Raw genomic sequence first — 22565 nt, forward strand, 5'->3', positions numbered from 1 at the left:
GCGGAGCAATGAATAAAAAACTTTTGGCAGCCGTATGCCTGGCGGCAGCAGCAACTTTAAACACTGCCTGGGCAGAAAACTATACCAGCGGTGACGGGCGTTATGCCGAGCCGGATTTTGACAGGCAGATGACGCAGGCGGAAGCCGAAAACGTAAAAGCCGACGGCAAAACAAGAAGCGGCGAAGAAATTGATGCCGCGCAGTCGGAGCCTTTGCCGATAACCATGACCGGCGATTATGCAAGTTATGATTCCGTAAGCGGTGATTTTGTTGCCGAAGGCAATGTTGTAATTACACAGGGCAACGAAACTTTAAAAACCGTGCGTGCCGAAGGCAACATGAAAACCGGCGATGTATGGCTGAAACAGGGCGGCACGCTGGTTGAACCCAAAAGTGTAATGAACGGGGAATGGGCTTATTATAACTTTAACACCAAAACCGGCGAAATTAAAAAAATTGATGGGCAGGGCGGCAAAGACTTTTTCCGCGCTCCGCATGCCACAATATATCCTGATAAAATGGTAATGGACGAAGGCGGCGAAATGACGCGCTGCCCGGCGGTAGAACATTCTCCGTGCCTTTTGATTACGGCTAAGACCTTTGAAATTTACCCGAAAGAAAAAATGGTAGCGCATGATGTAAAGGTTTATGTTAAAGGCACTCACGTTTATTCGCGTGACACATGGGTAAATGAACTCGGTGATGAAGGCGCATCGCGCTTGATGCCTACCATCGGCTATGACGGCGACGATGACAAAGGTATGTATATCCGCCTGCGCTATGATTATAACATTGACCAGAACACAACTTTAAAGGCTGATTTGCCGTACTACAGCCAGGGGCATTTTAAACCGGTTGCCGAAGTAAAGCACGACCAGCGCAATTACTACCTTACTTACCAGAGCGGCTGGTTTGAAGAAGACGATGAATGGGTAGATAAAAAGAACGATATTGGTTTTTACTATAAACCGCATTATTTTATTGACGGTATTCCTGTAACTTACAGGGTTTATGCTCACAGAGGCCTGTGGAAAAATGAAGAAACAGGCAGGCAAAGCTGGCATACAGAATACGGGGCTTTTTTGACGCATGACCGTATTTACCTGTTTAACAGCAAAAATACCTTCCTTGATTTATCGGTAGGCAAAAAGTGGGTTGATGAAAGTTATACCGATGAAACCACTAATACCATGGCATATTATGGCACTTTAGGCCAGAAAATAAGCGATAAATGGTATACATGGGCAGGATATTACAGAGAAAAATATACGAGCAACCTGTTTGATTATGACCAGCCTGATATGGAGCGCGAACTGCGCAACGGCATCAGCTATAAGCCTGATGACAAGAATACTTTTACTATTGTTAACCGTTACGATATGGGCCAGCATGAAAATTATGAAACTACTTATACATGGACGCACCGTTTCTGCTGCTGGGCAATCAGTTTTGAATATCAGCAGGAGCATTTTGACGGCGGCGACAGACAGTTGAATATTAAGTATGAATTCCTGAACTGGTAAGAGGTGAGTTATGGATATCATCAAAACACGTTTTGAAGAACATATTGCTTTGGCGCAGCTTGTTGCACAAAGCGGTATAATGCAGCAGGTGGCTGATGCCGCTGCCATTATAAAAAATGCACTGGCCGGCGGGCACAAGGTTCTGTTTTGCGGTAATGGCGGCAGTGCGGCAGACAGCCAGCACCTGGCAGCCGAATTTGTAGGGCGCTTTCAAAAAGAACGCAAAGGCATTGCCGGTATTGCACTTACCGTTGATACTTCCATCTTAACAGCAGTTGCCAACGACTACGGCTATGACCGCGTGTTTTCCCGTCAGGTGGAAGCGCTCGGTCAGCAGGGCGACGTGCTGGTTGGCATTTCTACCAGCGGCAACAGCAAAAACGTGCTGGCGGCTATTGCCGAAGCCAAGGCCAGAGGCATGCAGTGCATTGGCATGACGGCGCAGGGCGGCGGCAAAATGAAGGACGAATGTGACATCTGCATCGCCATTCCCTGCCCGGTAACGGCGCGCGCACAGGAAATGCACATTTTAATCGGCCATATAATCTGCGAACTGGTGGATGGTGAATAAATTGTCACAACTCAGCTGCACAAAATTTTTAGCAGAAAAAATACAACAGTTAAAAATTGCCGTTATCGGCGATGTAATGCTGGACCGTTATTTTTACGGCGATGTAAAACGCATTTCGCCGGAAGCGCCGGTGCCTGTAAATAAGGTAACGCGTATTACTTCCGTGCTGGGCGGTGCAGCAAATGTAGCAGCCAACCTGGCGCATCTGGAATGTAAGGTTTATGTGGGCGGCGTTACCGGCGATGACGAAAACCGCCGCCTGCTGGAAGGCATGATGGCAGAAGCCGGCATTGATTACAGCGGGCTGATAAAATCGGACAAGCGTTCTACCATTACCAAAATGCGTATTTTGGGCGCCAAGCAGCAAATGCTGCGCCTTGATTTTGAAGAGGTCGGAGACCTGTTTGAAGATGAAACGGAGCGCCTTTCAGAGTGGCTGTTAAACCTTATTGACAGCGGGCTTGATGGCATCGCTGTTTCGGACTATGCCAAAGGAGTATGCTCGCATAACTTTCTGCAGTGGGTAATTAAAACGGCAGGAGAGTATAAAGTACCTGTGCTGGTTGACCCCAAGGGTGCAGACTGGACGAAATACAGCGGCTGCGATTTTATTACGCCGAACTTAAAGGAAATGTGCGAAGCAGCACATGAAACCGTGCCTAACGAGGATGAACCGGTATTGCGTCTGGCGCGTGCCGCTGCGGCGCAGTATGATATAAAAAATGTAGTTGTAACCCGCAGCGAAAAAGGCATGACGCTGGCAGGCCGTGACGGGCTTATTATTAACGCCCCTGCGACTGCGCTTGATGTGTTCGATGTTTCCGGTGCAGGCGACACGGTTGCGGCAACACTGCTTGCCGGTGCGGCAGGAGGGCTGGCACTTGAAGATGCCGTTTACATGGCAAACCGTGCGGCGGGCATTGTTGTTGGCAAAGTTGGCACCTACCCCGTACACCGCGACGAACTTTTAAAGGATTTGCTTGCCGAGCAGCGTAAGGACGGTTACGGTTACCGTACGCTCAGCTGGCAGGAAATCGAATCGCTGGCCAATACCTGGCGTGCCTGTGGTGAAAAAATTGTTTTCACCAACGGCTGCTTTGATATTCTGCATGTCGGGCATGTTTCGTATCTGGAGCAGGCGGCACGACTCGGCAGGCATTTAATAGTCGGGCTTAACACGGATGCTTCCGTAAAACGTTTGAAAGGCGCAACGCGCCCGCTGAACCACGAGCTTGACCGTGCACGCGTGCTGGCGGCTTTGGCCTGCGTTGACGCCGTAGTTCTGTTTGACGAAGACACGCCAACGGAACTTGTGAAAAAAATCCGCCCCGATATTTTGGTTAAGGGCGGCGATTATAAACCTGAAGAAGTAGCCGGGCGCGAATACGCCGGTGAAGTACAGATTATAAAATTTGAGGACGGTTATTCCACAACCGGGTTATTAGAAAAAGTAGCGCAGCTTGTAAAGGAGGGCAAATTATGATTATTGTAACCGGCGGTGCCGGCTTTATCGGCAGCAACATCGTTAAAGGCCTTAACGAACGCGGACGCGACGATATCCTTATCGTTGATAACCTTACCAACATGGTAAAATTCAAAAACATTCAGGGCTTAAAGGCTTTGGATTATATGGATAAAATTGATTTTGCCGAAGCACTGAAAGCAGGCAAATTCAATCATGAAAAAATTGACGTTATTTTCCACGAGGGCGCATGCAGCGATACCATGGAATACAACGGCAAATACATGATGCAGAATAACTTTGAATATACCAAAAACCTGATGCACTTTGCAGCAGATAGGAAAATTCAGATGATTTACGCTTCTTCCGCTTCTACCTACGGCAGCGGTGCGCACGGCTTTACCGAAAAACCGGAGTGCGAGGAAGCGCTGAACGTTTATGCGTTCTCCAAACTTTTCTTTGATAATTATGCCCGCCGTTATTTTGGCAAAACCGGCAGCCAGCTTGTTGGCCTGCGTTACTTTAACGTTTACGGCCCGCAGGAAAACCACAAAGGCAAAATGGCATCCATGGTGTTCCAGATGTACAACCAGTGGAAAGCCGAAGGCAAGGTTAAACTGTTTGAAGGCATCGACGGCTATGGCAACGGCGAACAGACTCGTGACTTCATTTATGTAAAAGACGTTGTAAAAGTAAACTTCTTCTTCTGGGACCATCCGGAGCTGAGCGGCGTTTACAACTGCGGCACCGGCCATGCGCATACTTTCAACACGCTTGCCAAAGGCGTGCTTAAGCATTTCGGCAGCGGTACGCTGGAATACATTCCGTTCCCGGATGTTCTGCGTGGAAAATACCAGAGCTATACGCAGGCAGATACCACGAAACTTCTGGAAGCAGGCTACGACGGCGGCTTTACCGATATTGACGATGCGGTAGCCGAATACTGCGCACTTTTGGATAAGACCGGCGGGTATTACAAATATGAAGCTTAAGGCTGCATTTTTTGACCGCGACGGCGTTTTAAACATTGATAAATCTTACTTATACAAAATTGAAGACCTGGAGTGGATTGACGGCGCCAAAGAAGCGTTGGCCTATCTTACCAAAAAAGGTTACACAGTTTTTGTTGTTACCAATCAGAGCGGCATAGCCCGCGGCTATTATACCGTCGGCGATATGCATAAGCTGCATAATTATATGGCGCAGCAGATTGCAGAAGCAGGCGGCAAAATAGAAAAATTTTATTACTGCCCGCATCTTCCCGGCGGCGCCGTGGCAGAGTTTGCCGTGGAGTGCGATTGCCGCAAACCGAAGCCGGGGTTGATTCTGCGTGCTTTTGAAGAATACGATATTGATAAGGATACTGCCTTTTTAATCGGCGATAAGCCGCGTGATGTGGAATCCGCGGAAGCGGCAGGTATTAAAGGATACCTGTTTGAAGGCGGCAGTTTACTTGATTTTGTTAAAGAGATAGCGTGAGATGGAATACAAAAATATTTTACTTATTAAAATGAGCTCGCTGGGCGACATACTGCACTCGCTGCCGTTTGCGGACGCGCTGCGCAGGCGTTACCCAAAAGCAAAAATAACGTGGCTGGTACACCCGCAGTTTGCAGGCTTTTTGCCTGATCCGCCCGTTATTGACGAGGTTATTTATTTTGATAAGGTAAAATTTAATAAAATGGGCCTTTGCGATAAGCTGCATTATTTCAGGGAAATGCGTGCGCTGCTGCACTCCAGGCACTTTGATTTGGTGATTGATTTGCAGGGGCTGTTTAAAAGCGCCGTGCTGGCGGCAATAAGCGGCTGCAAGAGCCGTATAGGCTACTGCGAAATGCGCGAAGGCAGCAGGTTCGTCAGCCGCCCAATCTGCGGCAGTCACAGCAAAGACCATGTTATCGAGCGTTATCTTGACGTTGCGCGTTATCTTGGCGCAGAGGTAAATGGAATACATTTTCCGCTGCCGGATTTGACCAAAGAAAGCAAATCCGTGGCGGAAAAACTTAAAAATAAAGGCCTGCGCGGCGAATACGTTGTAATGGTGCCAGGTGCGCGCTGGGAAACCAAAGTGTGGCCGCCGGAAAATTACGCCAAGCTGGCGCAGATGATTATTAAAGGCGGCGCAAGCGTAGTGCTGGCAGGCGGAGCGGATGACGCACCGAAGGGCGAAGAAATCGTCAAAGGATGCCAATCGGAAAAGCTGATTAATTTAATCGGGCAAACCTCGCTGCGCGAACTGGCAGCGCTGATTAAAGGCAGCGTGTTTTATATCAGCGGCGATACAGGGCCGCTCCACTTTGCGGCGGCGCTTAAAAAGCCGCTTATAGCCATGTACGGGCCTACCAAGGCAGACCGCACAGGCCCATACGGCAGCAAAAACAGTACAGTAATTATCAGCCCGGCCAAATGCGCAGGCTGCTTAAAAAAGCATTGCAGCGACTGGCACTGCATGTACGATATTACACCGGAAATGGTGTACGGGCATTATATAAAAAAGCGTGGTGAAACAAATGGTTGAACTTAACGGCAAAAAAATACTGGTTACCTTTTTAATGCATCTTGGCGATTTGACGCTGACGACGCCGTTTATTCATACGCTGCGTAAGGCTGCGCCGGACAGCCATATTGCCATGCTGGTGGATGAAAAGTTAAAAGACGTAGTGCTTTTTAATCCATATCTTGATGAAGTAATTACAATCGACAAAAAAGGGCGCGACAACAGTATTCTGGCATTAATTGCCTGCGCGCGCCATTTAAGCAAGCATAAATTTGACGTATTGATAAACCTGCATCCTAACGAAAGATGCTCTTTTATTGATGCGCTGACCAGTGTTAAACTGCGTACCGGCACAACTCATACTATTTTTAAATGGCGCTGGGATGTGTTTACGCCGCTTGACCGTACTATGCACGCGGCAGATATGTATCTGGACGTGTTGAAGCAGCTTGGCGTAAAAGACCTGACAAATAACGGGCTGGAAATTTTCCCGGGTGAACGCCATGTTAAAGAAGCGGCAGATTTCTGGCAGGCGCACGGCGTAACGGATAAAGATAAACTGATAGGCTTTAATATAGGCAGCGCGGTTGTTACCAAGCGCTGGGCACCGGAACGCTTTGCCGAAGTTGCCGACCATTTTGCAAATAATGGCTATAAAGTTGTGTACTTTGGCGGTGCCATGGATGAAGAAATGGTGCAGGAGGCCGTAAGCCATATGAAAACTGTGCCTGTTATTGCAACTGGTGCGTTCGGCATCGGTGGGCTGGCAGCAGCCATGCGCAGGTGCAGCCTTATTATAACCAACGACAGCGGCCCAATGCATGTTGCCATCAGCCAAAAAGTTCCTATTGTGGCAATGTATGGCCCAAGCAACCCTAAACTTTATGGCCCTTATACTAAAGATGCCATTATTGTAACCGCACAGCCGCCATGTCAGGGCTGTGCCGGCGGTATGAAGCACAAATGCAGCGATATGCAGTGCATGACGCGCCTTACGGTAACGCAGGTTATCGAAGCGGCAGAGAAAATGTTGGAAAATAGATAGGCAGTTAGTTTTAATTTTGCTAGGTCAGTAGGAGTAAAAAATGAAAGTACAAATTAATGAAGAATCTGCTAAAAAATTTACACGGCAGTATTTTGAAAAACAAAAAATTGTACAAAAAACATATGAATATAAATATGCCTCCGGCGATAAGCCTATGATGCATATAGCTTTTAATATAGATATTAATTTTTTTATGCCGACAGGCGTAACTATTACTTCTATTTTGGAAAATAATAAAGATATGAATTTTACTTTTCATATTTTTACGGATGAGGCAGACGAAAAAGATTTACAAAAAGTAAAACAAACTGCTGAAAAATATAAACAAAACTGCATTGTCTATATTATGGATATGGAACCTTTCAGCCATTTTCATATTAAACATGCGCGTTTCAAACGCGTAAGTTTTTTCCGTTTATATATGCCTAAGGTTTTAAAGAAAGTAACAGATAAGTTCTTATATATTGATGCTGATTTGATTTGCATTAACAGTATGCGTCCTTTTATGGAAATAGATTTAGGTGATAAAATTTTAGCTGCAGCAGCTGATTTACCTGAAGCTTCACATATGCGCAGCACTTATCTTGGATTAAATAGCGGTAAATATCTTAATTCCGGTGCATTATGGATTGATGTAAATAAGTGGGAAGCCAATAATATAACAGAGAAATGTTTTGCTTATCAGGGAGTCCCGGCTGAGAAATTTACTTGTCATGACCAGGATGTTTTAAATCTTGTTATGGATGGGGATATAAAATTTATTGATGACAGATTTAATCATTTGGGGTTTGATGGCAGTAAAGTTCCCGAAGGATGCATTATTTATCATTTCTTCGGACGCGAAAAACCATGGGATATTGCTTTAACAGAATATGATAAATTATGGCGTAAATATTTGGAAATTTCTTTCTGGGATAATATTGATGATCCTTTGCCGCCTAAAAAGCCTAAAAATTACCATAATTATAAACAAGCAGGTAAATTTTATTCCAAGCATGGCGAAACTATGAAAGCAATAAAATGCTATTTCTGGTATACGATACTAAAAATTAGATTTAAATTATAAAAAATGGAGCATATCAACTATTGATATGCTCCATTTTTTCTTAATAATTTTATAAACGCCAGAAACGGTATCCTTTTGTATGCAATTCTTCAATATTGCAAAGATTTTTTATATCAATAATTACTTTTTCACCGTTTGGCATTTCTCTAAAGAAAGTATTGATTTTATCTAAACCGAGTTCGGCAAATTCTTTATGGGCAACAGCTAAAACAATACAGTCAAGTTCTTTTATTTCGCCCATGGTATTTAATCTAATTTTGTATTCCCGTTCAACTTCTGCTGCATCAGCCCATGGGTCAACAACGAGAGGGTCAATACCATATTCATGTAACCGTTTGATGATATCTACAACTTTTGAATTACGGACATCCGGGCAGTTTTCTTTAAAAGTAATACCTAAAATGGCAATTTTTGCATTTTTTACAACTTTACCGGCTAAAACAAGCTGTTTAATAATTGCATCAGCGACGAAGCTTCCCATACCATCATTTACCTGACGCCCTGAAAGTATAATCTGGCTGTGGTAACCAAGTTTTTCTGCTTCATAAACAAAATAATATGGGTCAACGCCAATGCAGTGGCCGCCAACTAAACCGGGGCGGAATCCTAAAGCATTCCATTTTGTATTCATAGCATCAACAACTTCGTTTGTATCAATACCCATTTTGTCAAAAGCCATAGCCAGTTCATTCATGAAAGCAATATTTATATCACGCTGGCTGTTTTCAGCAACTTTAGCAGCTTCGGCAACTTTGATGCTTGATGCTTTGTGTACTCCGGCTTTTATTACAAGTTCGTAAACAGAAGCAATTGCTTCAAGAGTGTCTTTATCCATGCCGGAAACAATTTTTTTAATGTTTTCCAAACGATGAAGTTTATCACCAGGGTTAATACGTTCCGGCGAATAGCCGATTTTAAAATCCACACCGCATTTTAAGCCGGATTCTTTTTCCAAAATAGGTATGCAAATATCTTCCGTAACACCCGGATAAACGGTAGATTCATAAACTACAACAGAGCCTTTGGTTAAGTTTTGCCCCAAAATAGTACTTGAACCGATAATAGGTTTAAAATCAGGAGTTTTATCCTGATTAATAGGCGTAGGTACGGCGATAATATGAAATTTGGCTTTGCGCAAATCTTCCGGATTAGTAGTAAATTGAATAGTTGTATTTTTTATTGCATCGTCGCCGACTTCTTTAGTGGGGTCAATGCCTGATTTGTATAAATCAATTTTAGCGCTGTTTAAATCGTAGCCAATTACATTTAAATGTTTGGCAAAAGCAACAGCTAATGGCATGCCAACATAGCCAAGGCCAATAACAGAAAGATTTGCTTTTTTATTCACTAAATCGTCATAAATTTTAAGCATTGGTAAAATCTCCTTTTATTCCCCATCTGTTGATGGCTTCTTTTTCAGTAATAAATTCTTCAGGATTTCGTATATTTTTAGTTAAATAAGTATAACGTTCCCAACTTGCTTTATCAATTAACCTGCGATAAGTATACCCGGCGGGAAAATCACTACTATGCCATGCAAATGCATGGGTCAAAATTTGCAGTTTGTCATATTTATTGCTTTTTATAGTATCAATAGGATTATCACGCCAAAAGAAGCGTGAATCTGAACAGTACTTAAATTCCTTAAAAAATACATTTGAGTAAGCGTTTATCATACCATCAAAAGTGAGATTGTTTTCTAAAACTTCCGGAGCAGGGCGGTGAAAGGACAATAAATCAACAGGAGCATCCAGAATATTTTCCAAAATGCTTTTTTCTTTTTGAATTGAAGCTGCCATATCACCTTCGTAGGCTGTAGTGTCGTAATGCAGTCCAATGCTGAAACCGCGTTTTAGCATATCTTTAAGCATAATCCGGTTTTCTTTCAGCATCGGGTTATAAAAACCGGTTGCCAAAAGTACAAAGTAGGTTGATTTTACGCCGAGCGAATCTTCAAACAGCGAAAAATTATAACTGTCTTCAATAGAAAAATCAATATCATGCCTTAAAATTGCCGGTCGTTTAAATTGTTTGTAATTTTTAAAATCAGCAATTTCGTAATGATTTTCATGTAACAAATCAATGATATTTTTATATGTTGCATAACTAAAGTCCATGTCAAAGCTCCTTAAACACACTTTAAATAAATTATATAACTAAATTTGCTTATTGGCAATTATTGAAATAAGCAAAAAAGCATCTTATATCAAAGATGCTTTTGTAAAAGTTTTGTTATTTGATTTCTTCAATAAGTTTTTCAGATAAATGAGATGCGTATTTATTACGCAAAACATCTAAAAACATTTTCCAGCGGCGGAGAATTTTTGTATGGGCAAAATATTTAAAATGATATTCTAATGGTATTAAAACAGCACTGCCCATATCGTTTACAATACGTACACGGTAAGTATTTTCATCTGTTTTTTGAAATAAAATATTTTCGGGAAATAAAACCATTGTTATGATTTCGTTTTTATATAGTTCATCTTTTAGATTTTTTAAAAGATGAACTATTAAATCAAAATTTTCGGCAAAAAGAGTTGGTGAAGTTATAAAATCTTCTAAAGTTTGAGTTTTATTACCATTATAGTCACGAATTATCTCAAATACATAGCCTGTGCCTAAATTTGTATTAACTTTTCCAAAATACTGTGGCAAAATACTATAATCTTTATGCCGTCTGTTTAAAACATCAATATAATTTATTTCACGAAGTAGGTCTTTCTGTCCCCCTTTATTGTACGCGAGTTTGATGCACAGATTCTTATTATGGGGATGTAAAAAACATTTTTTATGAGAACCTTGACCATAAAGCAAAGTGTCATCGAGTTGAAGAATTTGTTTATCTAACATAAAAATACCCCAATTTTAAAAATTTGTTAATTATAAATAAAAACTATTTAAATTAATATATTTTTATTGTAAATCTAAAAATAGAAAAAAGCAAATATTTTCGTAGATGTTTTGATTTTATGTTATAATTAAATGGGTGTTATAATGAAAAATAATTTAACAGTAATAATTTTAACTAAAAATGAAGAAAAAACAATAAGGCAAGTTATACAAAATGCACAAAAATGTGCTGATAACGTTTTAATTGTTGATTCCGGCAGTACGGATAAAACTGTTGAATTTGCTGAAAGCTGCGGAGCAAAAGTAGTTTACCGTGCGTGGGATAATGACTTTGCAGCGCAGCGTAATTTTGCTTTGCAGCATGTAACAACGCCGTGGGTTTTGTACATGGATGCTGATGAATTTTTAGATGCGCAGCTTATTTCTAATATAGAAAATGTACTTACTAAAAATGAAGAAAAGCAGTATTCTATGCTGCGGCGTATACATGCTTTTGGCTTTGAATATAAGCATGGCATTTTTAAGCCGGATGAAGTTATAAGAATGTTCCGTACCGATAGTGTACATTGGGAGGGCAAAGTGCACGAACGGCCTGTTTGTGATATGCCTAAAGAAGGCTTAAAAGGTTATATTGAACATTACACCTATGAAAATTGGCAGGACTGGTGGGAAAAAGCCGGGCATTATACATCTATCTGGGCGGAAGATGCGTATAAGCGAAATAAAAAATCCAGTGTAGGCAGTGCATTCTTTCATGCAGCATACGGATTTTTTAGGGCATATATTGTAGAAGTTGGTTTTATTGATGGCTGGAGCGGATTGTATTCGAGTATGTTGCATTTTATATATACAGTGATGAAATATTTAAAATTGAATGAACTTTATAGAAAAAACGGTAAGGCTAATTAAAAGCCTTACCGTTTTTTTAGTTGTTATCATCTTTAATAGCAATTTTTCCAAGATTGGTCTTTAATGTTTCGCGTGTAAATTTATATAGCGGCGATGAAAAGCAATTGCTTTCATCAAAATGATTGGATTTTATATTAAAAATACCACACATTAAGTCATAGGCAAGATCATTGGTAAAATATTGCTTTTCGTTTTGCCGCAGGGTATTAACTGTTTGCGGAAATTTGATTATATATTCATCAGAAAAATAAGTAAACATTGGTATGCGGACGGTACCAAAACCACCAAAATCAGGCGCACGGCGCTTATCAGGTATGGTTGCATGATCTGAAAAATACAACATTGCCTGCAAATTTAATTTTTGCGTGCTGTATTCCCAAATTTTTTGCAGAATATAATCCGTGTAACGAATAGAATCGATGTAATTAGGTATTAAATCATATTTCCCAGGCTTGCTGAATTTGGCAAAGCTTTGCGGATAACGGTTTATAAAGTTAAAGTGGTTACCTTTTAAATGGATGACTACAAAATTATTCTTTGTTGGGTCAACTTCGTCCAAATAATCGAGCAAAGCTTCATCATATTGCACTTGGTTTAAATTTTGTTTTGTCCATTTAGCTGTACCGGAGGTGTTGGCAACTAAAGTTACAGGCGTATCAGCACTTCCCAAATGGCCCTGATTACTGTACCAATGCGTTGTGTAACCGGCTTTATGTGCAATATCAATAATAGAACATGAAGTATAAAATTGTTTGTTGTTATACTGATTGAATTCCGTTAAAGCACGTTCTAAACACCGTACTGTATTTGCCTCGCAGGAATATGCATTTGGATATAAAATAAAATGTTCGTCATCCTTTTTTGCTGAAAGCCATGGTGTTGTTTCTACCAGGTAATCGGTAAAGGCGCTCATATAATCGCGCGAAGCAGATTCGCCAATAACCATAATAATTGTAGAAGGCTTGCTGAATTGCGGCTGTGAAGGTGTAACAGTTAAATCTTTAATACGTTCCTGCATATTGGTTTGATACAGTAATGTAGTCGCCATATATTCTTTTACATCAAGCCACAATTCTACAAAGCCGGTCCGGCGAAAAGCTGCTCTTTCCGAAAGCCAAAGGTAAACCGTTAAAAAGGCAAATACACCGGCGATAAGCCCTGCCTGCCATAGCTCCATGCTAACAGCAGGATATTGTAGGTTAGCGTATACCATAAAGGCGTAAATTAAAATTGCCAGCGCAAAAATGCAAATGTTAAAGATGATGGAAAACGATTTAAAGAACTCAATAATTTCATTGTAATGGGTGTCCTGAATCATACTCATACCGTCCTCGCTGACGCAGGAGCCGTATAAATAATAATATACCCACTGCGCAACCGGAACAGCGCAAATTAAAAATTCGACAGTTGCAATAACCGGTAAAACAAGCTGCGGAAGCAGGTTAAAGTTAATTACTAAAACCTTTAGCGACATCAGCCAACCAATAATATACAGACCGAATACAATATCAAAATGAAAGCCAAAATCGGATGACACCTTGCGGTTAGTTAAAAAATAAAATAATGGGTAAGTAATAATCCACATAATGCCTGTTATAAGGCTGGTAATAAATATAGGGCTTGTTACAGGCAAGCCAGTACAGTAAAGTGGCAGTACAGGCAGCACAGCACAAGGGAAAAAGCGTCTTAATTGCAAATATTCGGCTTTGTGACCAAGCCCGTGCGAAACTTTCAGATAAAACAAGTACGGAAGTATATATAAAATTAGTCCTAAAATAAGGTATTCGTTCATCAAATTAAATCACTCCAATAAAAATATCCTGTTAAATTATAGCACAGAACGGCAAAAAATAGTACCGCCAATAATGTAGTGTGGTATAATTATAAAAGAATAAAATGGGAGAGTAGCGATGAAAAACCTGTATTTATGCTTAACGGATTTTCAAATTTTAAATGCTTTAAATTTGCAGCTTACCATATTTAAAAATAAAAAATCGGATTTATTTTTTATTACCAATAAAGAAGGTAATGAGCAGCTTGCACAAAGACTTAAAGAAACCGGCCTTTTTGAAAATGTTTATTTATTTAATAATTCACGCATAAAAGGCTTGCATCAGTATGCCCGTTCAACCGTAGAGGGCAAACATAATAATGGATTTTTTTCGGCGTTAACAACTTCTGTTAATGAAGTTATTTATAAAATACGCTGCAAAACAAGCGGTGAAGCGTATGCCATTAATGCGAAGCTTGTTTTAGGCGGCAAGATGGATTTTAGTTCTTATGATGAAGTATTCTGCCTTGATAAGCGTCAGCTTGTTGTTACCTGTGTTAAGCAGATTTTAAAAGAAACCAGCGGAAAATGTAAAATAAACCTTTTAGATGAAGGTACAAGCACTTACTGGAGGTCTATTTTAACTAAAAATTTTCCGGTTAGCGACATTTATTTATACGCACCTGAACTTGCTAATTATTATAATGAAGGATGGAAAGAAAAAGTTTATAAAATACCTGCAATAGACTATAATGATGCTCAATTCCGCGAAATTATTAATGCTGTATTTGGATTTTATGATGATGGCAATTATCCTCATAATGACAACGGCAGCCTGCTCTTAAAAAATAAAATAATCTTTTTTGACCAGAATTGGGACCCGATGCCGGAATATTTTAAGCATCTTAATAAATTTATGATGTTGCTTTTGCATAATCCATATAAAAAGCATAAAAAAGAAAGTGCTTTTTATGAACGAAAGATGGAAATGTTCCGCATAACTGCGGATAACAGTAGTGGCAATGAGGTTATTGTTAAGCTGCATCCTCGCAGTCCCCTCAGTTTTGTTGCGGATTATCAGAAAAGCAAGTGTACAATGGCGCCTAATTTAAAAACTCCGTGGGAAGTTTTTATGGATAATTGCTTGTTTACAAACAACATTTGGGTAACGGTAAGTTCTACCGCTTTATGTACCTATAAAATGATTTTTGCCGATTCTCGTGAAGATATACCGATGATTTTCTTGTATAAAATTGTCTACGACGGCAACAAAAGTTATCAGGAAGATGACCAATTCTTTAGAAGTTTTCAGAAAAAATATCCGCAGTCGGTATTTATACCAGAAACCACCGAAGAATTTACCCAAATTTACAAAAAACTTATTAATAAAATGAATGATAAACGGAAAGATAATAGATGAAAGATTTCTGCGTTTTAAACATAGTAATTGCAAAAGTGTGGGGCGGCGGCGAGCAGTATGTTTATGATACCGCCAAAGCAATGAAAAAGCTTGGCGTAAAAGTTTACATCGCTGTTGATAAAACCAACACAGCTATGCAGCAGCGCTTTGCCGAAGTCGCAGAAGTGGTAACTTTTAATTTGTATTCTGCCGCTGGGCTTTGTGCTGTAAACGGGCTTGCAAATTTTATAAAAAAGCAGCGCGTGGATATTATTAACTGCCATAGCGGGCATGCCATGCAGCTGTGTCTGCTGCTTAAATTTTTAACAGACGCTAAAGTAGTTATGTTTAAACATAATGCCCTGCCTGCTAAGCATGATTTTTACCATAACTGGCAGCGTAAAAACACAGATGCTTTTATTTGTGTATCGCGTTTGGTATATGATTTGCAAATACAAGGTCTTGCAGAAGCCGAAAAACAAAAATATCATCTTGTTTATAACGGTATTGATACAGAAAAATTTGACAAATATAAAAATATAAAAAAAGATCCCGATAAATTTGTCATCGGCTATGCCGGGCGTATTGCTGGTGATAAAGGCATAGATATATTGCTGCAGGCATTTGAAAAATTATCGGAAAAGTACGATAATATATATTTGCAGCTGGCTGGCACGGATGAAAAAGGCTACCTGCAAAAAGTGCAGCAGTTTATCGTTGAGCGTAACCTGCAAAAGCGCATAGAATATTTAGGCAATCAAAAAGATATGGAGCGCTATTATAAAAAACTGAACCTTTTTGTATTGCCTTCTGTTGTAAAAGAAGCCTTTGGGCTTGTGTTGTGCGAGGCCATGTACTGCGGCGTACCTGTAATAACCACTAACAGCGGTGCCCAGGGCGAGATTATAACAAACGGAAGCGACGGTACAATAGTGCAGGCAGGAGATGCTAAAGTACTGGCACAAAGTATTGAAGATGTCTATAATAATTGCCAGGAATATTTAATAATGGCAGCGAAAGCCAAAAAAAAAGTAAAAGAAAAGTTTAGCGTAATAAAGTGTGCAGAAGAATTGATGAAAATTAATGAAAATATTTGCGCCAAGAAGGTGAAATGATGAGCTACGTTAGTAAAGTTATTAAATTTGAAAATAATAAAGAAAATACAAAACACATACTACTTTGCGGTGATAAAAATTATATAAAATACTGCGGTGTAACACTTACATCAATTTTATTAAGCAATCAAAACGAAAGTTTTACCTTTCATATTTTTTGCGATGATATAAGTGAGCAGGATATTGCAAAAGTTAAAGCGACAACTGAAAAGTTTAATATAAATATTTTAATTCATATTTTTAATAAAGAATTTATTGAAGAATTTTTACAACAACTATCAAAAACAAGAAGTGGTATCGATAAAAGTGTTTCGTTTTATCAGTGCTTTAGGTTTTTAGCATATGAAGCATTAGCAGATGATAATATTGATTATGTTTTATATTTGGATTCAGATATTTTAGTTAATGGTAACATAGATGAATTTTGGGCCTATAAAAACACAGAATATGTTGCAGTAGTAATAGCAGACAAAGCGGAAAAAGAAAATGCTCCAAGGGTTAATACACAAAAATACTTTAATTCTGGTGTGATGTTTGTTAATTTGAAAAAATGGAAAAATGGTGATTATACACGTTTATCCATACAAAAAGCAAGTGAAAAAAAGTGGTATTATATTGACCAGGACTCAATGAATATTTTATTAGATAATAAATGTTTATACATATCGGAAAATTATAATTATTACTATAATCTATCAAGAGTATCAGACACATCAGATAAGCCAAGTTTAGTACAAATACCAAAAGAAGCAAAAATATTACATTTTGTTGGCATTAGCAAACCGTGGCATTCATGGGTACAGGATTTGCAGGTAATAAAAAAATATAATGAAGTAAAAGCTGTTTCACCATGGTTTGATAACGGTATAATAAAACCTGATGAAATGAAAACTAATCAGCATAAATATTTCCATAAACTTGCAAGAATCAGCAAAAAAGAAGGTAACTATTTACAAATGACAGAAGCATATTTTTCATATGGGTTAGCTAAACTAAAATACTTGATAAAGGGTGAATAATTTAAAATGAATGATAAAGTTAGTGTAATTGTTCCAGTTTATAATGTAGAAAAATATATAGGTCGTTGTATAGAAAGTATTATTAAGCAAAGTTATAAAAATTTAGAAATTATTTTAATAGACGACGGCTCAAAAGACAACAGTGGCAAAATTTGTGATGAATATGCAGAAAAAGATAATAGAATTAAAGTAATACATAAGAAAAATGGTGGGGTAAGCGATGCAAGAAATACTGGCTTAAACATAGTTAACGGAGAATATATTTGTTTTATTGATAGTGATGATTATATTCATAAAGACTTACTTAAAGATAATTTAGAAAAATTAATTCAGCAAAAAGCTGATATGATTTGTTTTAATCGTTTTGTAGTAAATGGTGAAAAAATAATTGAGAAGCCTCAGCTTTATAATGAAAATATGAATACCTATGATGTAATTTCTGGGATATGGAAGAAAAAATTATCTAATGTAGTTTGGGATAAACTGTATAAAAAATCGTTATGGGAAAATGTAAGGTTTGTTAAAGGCCAAATATTTGAAGATTTGTATGCAATGCCATATATATTAGAAAATGTAAATAAAATTATTTGTAATAACCAAGCCTATTACTATTATGAACGTGGTAATGTTTCGTCAATATCTCATAATGTTGGAATGAAGTTTTATATTTTGGAGTTCATAGGCGCATGTATAAAAATAGAAGTTGCCAAAAATAAATGGCAAGATTTATACAAATATTCGATAGATAAGGCCTATGAATATGGCTTTAAAGCTTATCAGTATAATATTTTTACAAAATATTTATCAGATGAACAAAACAAAAAAATTCAAGAGTTTTTCCGGGGGGGACATAGATATGTACCCACGGAAGTAAAATATAGAATTTTTTTATGGGATTTTCATCATGGAAATATAATTAATAAAATTAAGGGATTTTTTTATTACTGGAAAAGTAAAAAGAATGGGTGGATTGAATAAGTGATGAATATATCGGAGAAATGGATTAAGTGTTTACCAATATTACTTTTACCTTTAGGTTGCAGCGGATTGTCTAGTGTTTTTCAAGCAGTTGGAATAATTGTATTTTTATATCTGTATTTTAAAAGGAGAGAAGAATTTGATTTTAAAATATTTTTTCAAAATAAACTTGTTAAATATAGTTTAATATGTTTTATAGTTTGGATTATGGGAATGATGCTATCAGATTTTGTTTCTCGTGGTAATATTAAAGAAAGTTGGAATTGGTGCCAACGAATACTGCCGTTTTTTTTAGCAGGTTTATTTACTATAAAAAATAATAAGTACTTTAAAGCAGTTTGGATTGGTTTGACATTAAGCTTATTGATTGTTAGCTGCAATGTATTGTATAGTCTTTTTATTCAGGAACATTGGCGTCCTATTACAATGTTTAATAGCCCTAATAAGTTGGGCGGCTTTTTAATTTTACTGATACCTTTTGTATTTGGCGGTATATATACATTTAAAAATAACTTTAGATTAAAGGTATACGGAATGATAGTATTGACATTGGGAATCGTTTCATTAATTATCTCTGGCTGCCGCGGTGCGATGCTGGGATTGTTGCTTGGTTCATTTATTTGTTTTATCATGATTGAATATAAAAAATTGCCGACCCGTAAATTTGCTTTAAATATATTTAAGGCTGCGTGTATAATAATTATTGGTTTGATTATTGTATATTTTGTATTCCCTGTAATGATTAGCAGGTCTTATGATATGGAGCGAGTTTATTTATGGAACTCTGCCATAAAAATGTTTTGTGATTATCCTGTTTTTGGCGTTGGTGTTGGTAATTTTAATGAATATTACATTAATAATGGATACATTAATCCTTTGGCTAAAGAGGCAAATTTAGATACACCTCATAATATGTTTTTGTGGTTTTTAGCTGAAAGAGGTATTATTGTAGGACTTCCGTTTGTTATTATGCTCATGTTTCAAGCATATATGTTGTTACGGAATGTGTTAACAGATTATAAAAAAATTAATATTTGGTGCTGTTGTGGTGCTGTTGTAGTTGTAGGAATGATAGTTCATAGTATGGTTGATACGGTGCCTAATAATCGTACATATCAATTAATGTATTGGTTGTTATATGGAGTTTCGTGTTATAGTATTATTTATAATAAAAAGATAAATAATACTATATAAGGAATTAAAAATGGAAATGCTATATATTAATGTGAAATGGCAATATTTTATTAAATTTATTAGATTTATACGTGGAAGTAATAAATGTCCTAAATTTATATATAAATTATCGAAAAAATATTTTGGAACTCGTGATGATTTAGCGAGATATTGGCTTTATAAGTATAATAATATTTATATAGGCAAATATACCTATGGTTATACGCAGTTGCCATATACATATATAAAGAAAGTAGGTTCTTTTACATCAATAGCATCAGGGGTAAGCATAGCTACAAATACACATAACTATAACTTTGTTACAACAAGTCCTATTTTATTTGATAAAAAATATAAATTCCCTTGCAAAGAAAATATTTTAAGTTCATATTGCCCTAATTTATATCATTCCGTTGAAATAGGAAATGATGTGTGGATTGGTGCAAATGTTACTATATTTAATGGTGTAAAAATCGGGGATGGAGCAGTTATTGCGGCTGGCAGTATAATAAGAAATGATGTCCCTCCCTATGCGATTGTTGTTGGTGTTGATAGGATTATAAAATATAGATTTAAACAAGATGAAAGAGAAAAATTGTTAAAAATAAAATGGTGGGAATGGGATGAAACAAAAATAAAAGAAAAAGTTAATGAATTTTATAAGATTGATGAATTTTTAGGAAAGTATAATTAAAATTTTTACATAGGGAGCTGTATTATCAATGAGAATATTTTTATTTGATTTTTGGAATGTTGTAAATTCGAGCGGTGGCTCTGAGCGAGTTTTAAGTAATATGGCAAATGAATTAACTAAAAGAGGTTATGATATTACGGTAGTTTGTTGCGATCCTAAAAACGGCAGTATGTTTTTTCCGCTTAATGAAAAAGTAAAATTTATAAATTTAAATGGCAGTGGTAAGTTTGATGATGGAACAATTTTATTAAAAGTTAAAGGTGAAATTTTAAGAGCTTTTAAAAAATTAGATAAAGATAAACTGCGTATTGAAAAAAGATATACTAATATTTTGGGAAAACTAAAATATTTAATAGTAAAAGAAAAGCCTGATGTAATAATAACGTATGACCCTAATTCTTTAATGGTGCTTAAAAGCTTGCTGCATGAAAATACGCCGACAATCGCAATGCTGCATATGCAGGCTGAGTTCTTTTTCTATCCTTCAATGAGTAAAACATTACTAAAGTCTTTTAAAAACGTGGAATGTATTCAGACTTTAACAAAGAAAGATATTGAACTTGTAAGAAACTATTCGCCTGATAATATAGTTAAATTTATTCCTAATTGTGTTTATTCTGTAAATAATGATATTGATAGAGCAGAATGCAAGTTTAATATAATTAATGTAGGGAGAATAGATAAAAATCAGAAACGTCAATTAAATTTAATTCAAGCTTTCAATAAAATAAAAAATACAGACAAAAAGTGGAAGGTAACTATTATCGGCGGTTGTTATTCTGAATCGCATTTTGCATATAAAAATGAAATTTTAAAATATATAAGTGATAATAATCTTGATGATAGAGTGGCATTACTTGGTGAAGTAAAAAATATATCAAAAATGTACCAAACGGCAGAAATATTCGTATTTCCAAGTGCTTACGAAGGAATGCCATTAGCTTTAACTGAAGCTATGGCTGCTGGATTACCTGTAATTGGTTATAAATCCTGCCCATCTGTTAATGAATTAATTGTTGATGGAGTTAATGGATTTTTATGCGAAGATGGCATAGATGATTTTGCAGAAAAGCTTAAAATTTTAATGCAGGATGCAGAGTTGCGTAAGAAGATGGGACAAAATGCGCGGGAAAGTATGAAACAGTTTGCTCCTAAAAAAATTTGGGATGAATGGGAAGATTTAATTAACAAAGTTGTAGAAGAAAGTAAAAAATAATTTAATTTATAAAGTTATCAAATGTTATAAATTCCGGAGCCTAACCATGCCGATAAAAATAATTAAAATTCTTCTTGCCGGGATGTTTGCCGGGCATTTGTTAAAAGCGAATAGAGTGCGTTCTGTGACGCGGTTCAACCGGGCAGGATGGGTTATGTTTTTTACGGCGGTTAAATTTTTCTGGCTGGTTTTTAAATATGCGCGGCAGCGTGATAAGGAGTTAAATAAAAAGCTTTAATGATTAACCTTATTTTAAATTTTTTACACTGGTAAGTTATAGTTAAGCAAAAGATAGTTGAGCAATATAAAATAAAATCATCTAAAGGAACACATCATGCAAATTATAATTTCGCCGGCGAAGAAGATGCGTGTCGATAATGACGATATTGGCGCGGCACGTTTGCCGGTATTTTTAACCAAAACTGAAGAACTTTTAACTGCCCTGCGTGCGCTGGATTACACGGGCCTGCAAAAGTTGTGGCAGTGCAACAACGCTATTGCGGAGCTTAATTACAACCGCTTGCAGCGTATGGATTTGCGCCGCAGTTTAACGCCTGCCGTTTTCAGTTATGACGGTTTGCAGTACCAGCATATTGCGCCGAATGTTTTGGATGAAGCCGCGTTAAAATATCTGGAAGGGCATCTAAAAATACTCAGTGGCTTTTACGGAATTTTAAGTGCGTTTGACGGTGTTGTGCCTTACCGGCTTGAGATGCAGGCGCGGCTTGCCTGCGGCGGAGCAAAGAACCTGTATGCTTTTTGGGGCAGCAGCCTGTATGATGAACTTGTTAAGGACGATAACGAAGTTTTAAACCTGGCTTCCAAAGAATACAGCAAAGCGGTAGAGCCTTACGTTACGGATAAAATCCGTTTTGTAACCTGCGTGTTTGGCAGCCTGCAAAACGGCAAAATTAAAGTTAAGGCAACGGAGGCCAAAATGGCGCGGGGCGAGATGGTGCGCCGCTGTGCGGAAGATAACGTGCAGCACATTGATGAAGTGAAAAATTTTACCGTTAACGGTTACAGTTTTGCCGGAGAATTATCCTGTGCAAACGAGTTTGTTTTCTTAAAATAAAAATGTTTAATCTGCCTGCGGCAAATGCTGCGGGCTTTTTTATTTATGTGGGTTTAAAAGAAAGTGCTGACGGTATAAAACAGATTTAAGACGTTATCTGTTCCTTTACTAATAGCATAGTTTACAATAATAATAGCATAGCATAAATGCACAGAAACCGGCATAAAATAAATACTTTTGCAGAAAAACAACTCAAAGT

Annotated in this window: 22 protein-coding genes; 18 read left to right on the plus strand and 4 right to left on the minus strand. The window is 37.7% G+C overall.

What is annotated here, in order from left to right; all coding sequences use genetic code 11:
- Window positions 1–8 precede the first annotated feature (8 nt).
- Genes M3079_RS03780 through M3079_RS03815 form a run of 8 tightly spaced genes read left to right on the plus strand, consistent with a single transcriptional unit; the run spans window position 9 to window position 8164 of the window.
- A complete protein-coding gene (locus M3079_RS03780; RefSeq protein ID WP_249077314.1) occupies window positions 9–1523 on the plus strand; it encodes an OstA-like protein in 1515 nt (504 codons plus the stop codon).
- 10 nt (window positions 1524–1533) lie between these two features.
- Window positions 1534–2094 (plus strand): D-sedoheptulose 7-phosphate isomerase, encoded by a 561-nt coding sequence (gene gmhA, locus M3079_RS03785; protein WP_249077316.1) that lies wholly within the window; start codon window positions 1534–1536, stop codon window positions 2092–2094.
- Complete coding sequence (gene rfaE1 / locus M3079_RS03790) at window positions 2084–3577, plus strand: D-glycero-beta-D-manno-heptose-7-phosphate kinase (protein ID WP_349293327.1); 1494 nt, start codon at window positions 2084–2086, stop codon at window positions 3575–3577. Before gmhA ends, rfaE1 begins: the two co-directional genes overlap by 11 nt.
- Window positions 3574–4548 (plus strand): ADP-glyceromanno-heptose 6-epimerase, encoded by a 975-nt coding sequence (rfaD, locus tag M3079_RS03795; protein ID WP_249077317.1) that lies wholly within the window; start codon window positions 3574–3576, stop codon window positions 4546–4548. Before rfaE1 ends, rfaD begins: the two co-directional genes overlap by 4 nt.
- Window positions 4538–5035 carry an HAD family hydrolase gene (locus tag M3079_RS03800; protein WP_249077318.1) on the plus strand — a complete coding sequence of 166 codons (498 nt, stop codon included), beginning with the start codon at window positions 4538–4540 and terminating at the stop codon, window positions 5033–5035. The genes rfaD and M3079_RS03800 overlap by 11 nt, the downstream gene beginning before the upstream one ends.
- A gap of 1 nt (window position 5036) precedes the next feature.
- Window positions 5037–6074, plus strand: coding sequence for a lipopolysaccharide heptosyltransferase II (gene waaF, locus M3079_RS03805; RefSeq protein ID WP_249077319.1), 1038 nt, complete (start codon window positions 5037–5039; stop codon window positions 6072–6074).
- Window positions 6067–7098, plus strand: coding sequence for a glycosyltransferase family 9 protein (locus tag M3079_RS03810; RefSeq protein ID WP_249077320.1), 1032 nt, complete (start codon window positions 6067–6069; stop codon window positions 7096–7098). Before waaF ends, M3079_RS03810 begins: the two co-directional genes overlap by 8 nt.
- Window positions 7099–7138: 40 nt before the next feature.
- Window positions 7139–8164, plus strand: a complete 1026-nt coding sequence (locus M3079_RS03815) for a glycosyltransferase family 8 protein (protein WP_249077321.1) — start codon at window positions 7139–7141, stop codon at window positions 8162–8164.
- A gap of 49 nt (window positions 8165–8213) precedes the next feature.
- Here M3079_RS03815 and M3079_RS03820 read toward each other — a convergent pair whose 3' ends face one another.
- The 3 genes from M3079_RS03820 to M3079_RS03830 form a co-directional block, all read right to left on the minus strand.
- Window positions 8214–9536, minus strand: coding sequence for a nucleotide sugar dehydrogenase (locus M3079_RS03820; RefSeq protein WP_249077322.1), 1323 nt, complete (start codon window positions 9534–9536; stop codon window positions 8214–8216).
- Window positions 9529–10281: a hypothetical protein gene (locus M3079_RS03825; protein ID WP_249077323.1), complete on the minus strand. Its 753-nt coding sequence runs from the start codon at window positions 10279–10281 to the stop codon at window positions 9529–9531. Before M3079_RS03825 ends, M3079_RS03820 begins: the two co-directional genes overlap by 8 nt.
- Before the next feature lie 115 nt (window positions 10282–10396).
- Window positions 10397–11017, minus strand: coding sequence for a YrbL family protein (locus M3079_RS03830; RefSeq protein ID WP_249077324.1), 621 nt, complete (start codon window positions 11015–11017; stop codon window positions 10397–10399).
- 144 nt (window positions 11018–11161) lie between these two features.
- Between M3079_RS03830 and M3079_RS03835 the strand changes: the two genes are divergently transcribed.
- A complete protein-coding gene (locus M3079_RS03835; protein ID WP_249077325.1) occupies window positions 11162–11926 on the plus strand; it encodes a glycosyltransferase family 2 protein in 765 nt (254 codons plus the stop codon).
- A 16-nt stretch (window positions 11927–11942) separates the two neighbouring features.
- Here the strand turns inward: M3079_RS03835 and M3079_RS03840 are convergent, their stop codons facing one another.
- The gene (locus M3079_RS03840; RefSeq protein ID WP_249077699.1) at window positions 11943–13718 is read right to left on the minus strand and encodes a sulfatase-like hydrolase/transferase; all 1776 of its coding nucleotides are present in this window, start codon (window positions 13716–13718) and stop codon (window positions 11943–11945) included.
- Between the two features lie 118 nt (window positions 13719–13836).
- Between M3079_RS03840 and M3079_RS03845 the strand changes: the two genes are divergently transcribed.
- The 9 genes from M3079_RS03845 to yaaA all read left to right on the plus strand — a co-directional run bounded on the left by M3079_RS03845 (window position 13837) and on the right by yaaA (window position 22366).
- Entirely contained in the window at window positions 13837–15117 is a 1281-nt protein-coding gene (locus M3079_RS03845; RefSeq protein ID WP_249077327.1) for a polysialyltransferase family glycosyltransferase, read from the plus strand.
- Window positions 15114–16211 carry a glycosyltransferase family 4 protein gene (locus M3079_RS03850; RefSeq protein ID WP_249077328.1) on the plus strand — a complete coding sequence of 366 codons (1098 nt, stop codon included), beginning with the start codon at window positions 15114–15116 and terminating at the stop codon, window positions 16209–16211. Before M3079_RS03845 ends, M3079_RS03850 begins: the two co-directional genes overlap by 4 nt.
- Window positions 16208–17230 (plus strand): glycosyltransferase family 8 protein, encoded by a 1023-nt coding sequence (locus tag M3079_RS03855; RefSeq protein ID WP_249077329.1) that lies wholly within the window; start codon window positions 16208–16210, stop codon window positions 17228–17230. Before M3079_RS03850 ends, M3079_RS03855 begins: the two co-directional genes overlap by 4 nt.
- A 6-nt stretch (window positions 17231–17236) precedes the next feature.
- A complete protein-coding gene (locus M3079_RS03860; protein WP_249077330.1) occupies window positions 17237–18208 on the plus strand; it encodes a glycosyltransferase family 2 protein in 972 nt (323 codons plus the stop codon).
- Window positions 18209–18211: 3 nt separating this feature from the next.
- Window positions 18212–19402 carry an O-antigen ligase family protein gene (locus tag M3079_RS03865; RefSeq protein WP_249077701.1) on the plus strand — a complete coding sequence of 397 codons (1191 nt, stop codon included), beginning with the start codon at window positions 18212–18214 and terminating at the stop codon, window positions 19400–19402.
- A gap of 10 nt (window positions 19403–19412) precedes the next feature.
- The gene (locus M3079_RS03870; RefSeq protein WP_249077331.1) at window positions 19413–20075 is read left to right on the plus strand and encodes a CatB-related O-acetyltransferase; all 663 of its coding nucleotides are present in this window, start codon (window positions 19413–19415) and stop codon (window positions 20073–20075) included.
- Between the two features lie 28 nt (window positions 20076–20103).
- A complete protein-coding gene (locus M3079_RS03875) occupies window positions 20104–21291 on the plus strand; it encodes a glycosyltransferase (RefSeq protein WP_249077332.1) in 1188 nt (395 codons plus the stop codon).
- 46 nt (window positions 21292–21337) lie between these two features.
- On the plus strand, window positions 21338–21529 hold the full coding sequence (locus tag M3079_RS03880; protein WP_249077333.1) for a hypothetical protein: 192 nt from the start codon (window positions 21338–21340) through the stop codon (window positions 21527–21529).
- 96 nt (window positions 21530–21625) lie between these two features.
- Entirely contained in the window at window positions 21626–22366 is a 741-nt protein-coding gene (gene yaaA, locus M3079_RS03885; RefSeq protein WP_249077334.1) for a peroxide stress protein YaaA, read from the plus strand.
- Window positions 22367–22565: the final 199 nt, after the last annotated feature.

The organism is Phascolarctobacterium sp. ET69 (genome assembly GCF_023336935.1).
Taxonomy (GTDB): Bacteria; Bacillota; Negativicutes; order Acidaminococcales; family Acidaminococcaceae; genus Fusicatenibacter_A; species Fusicatenibacter_A intestinipullorum.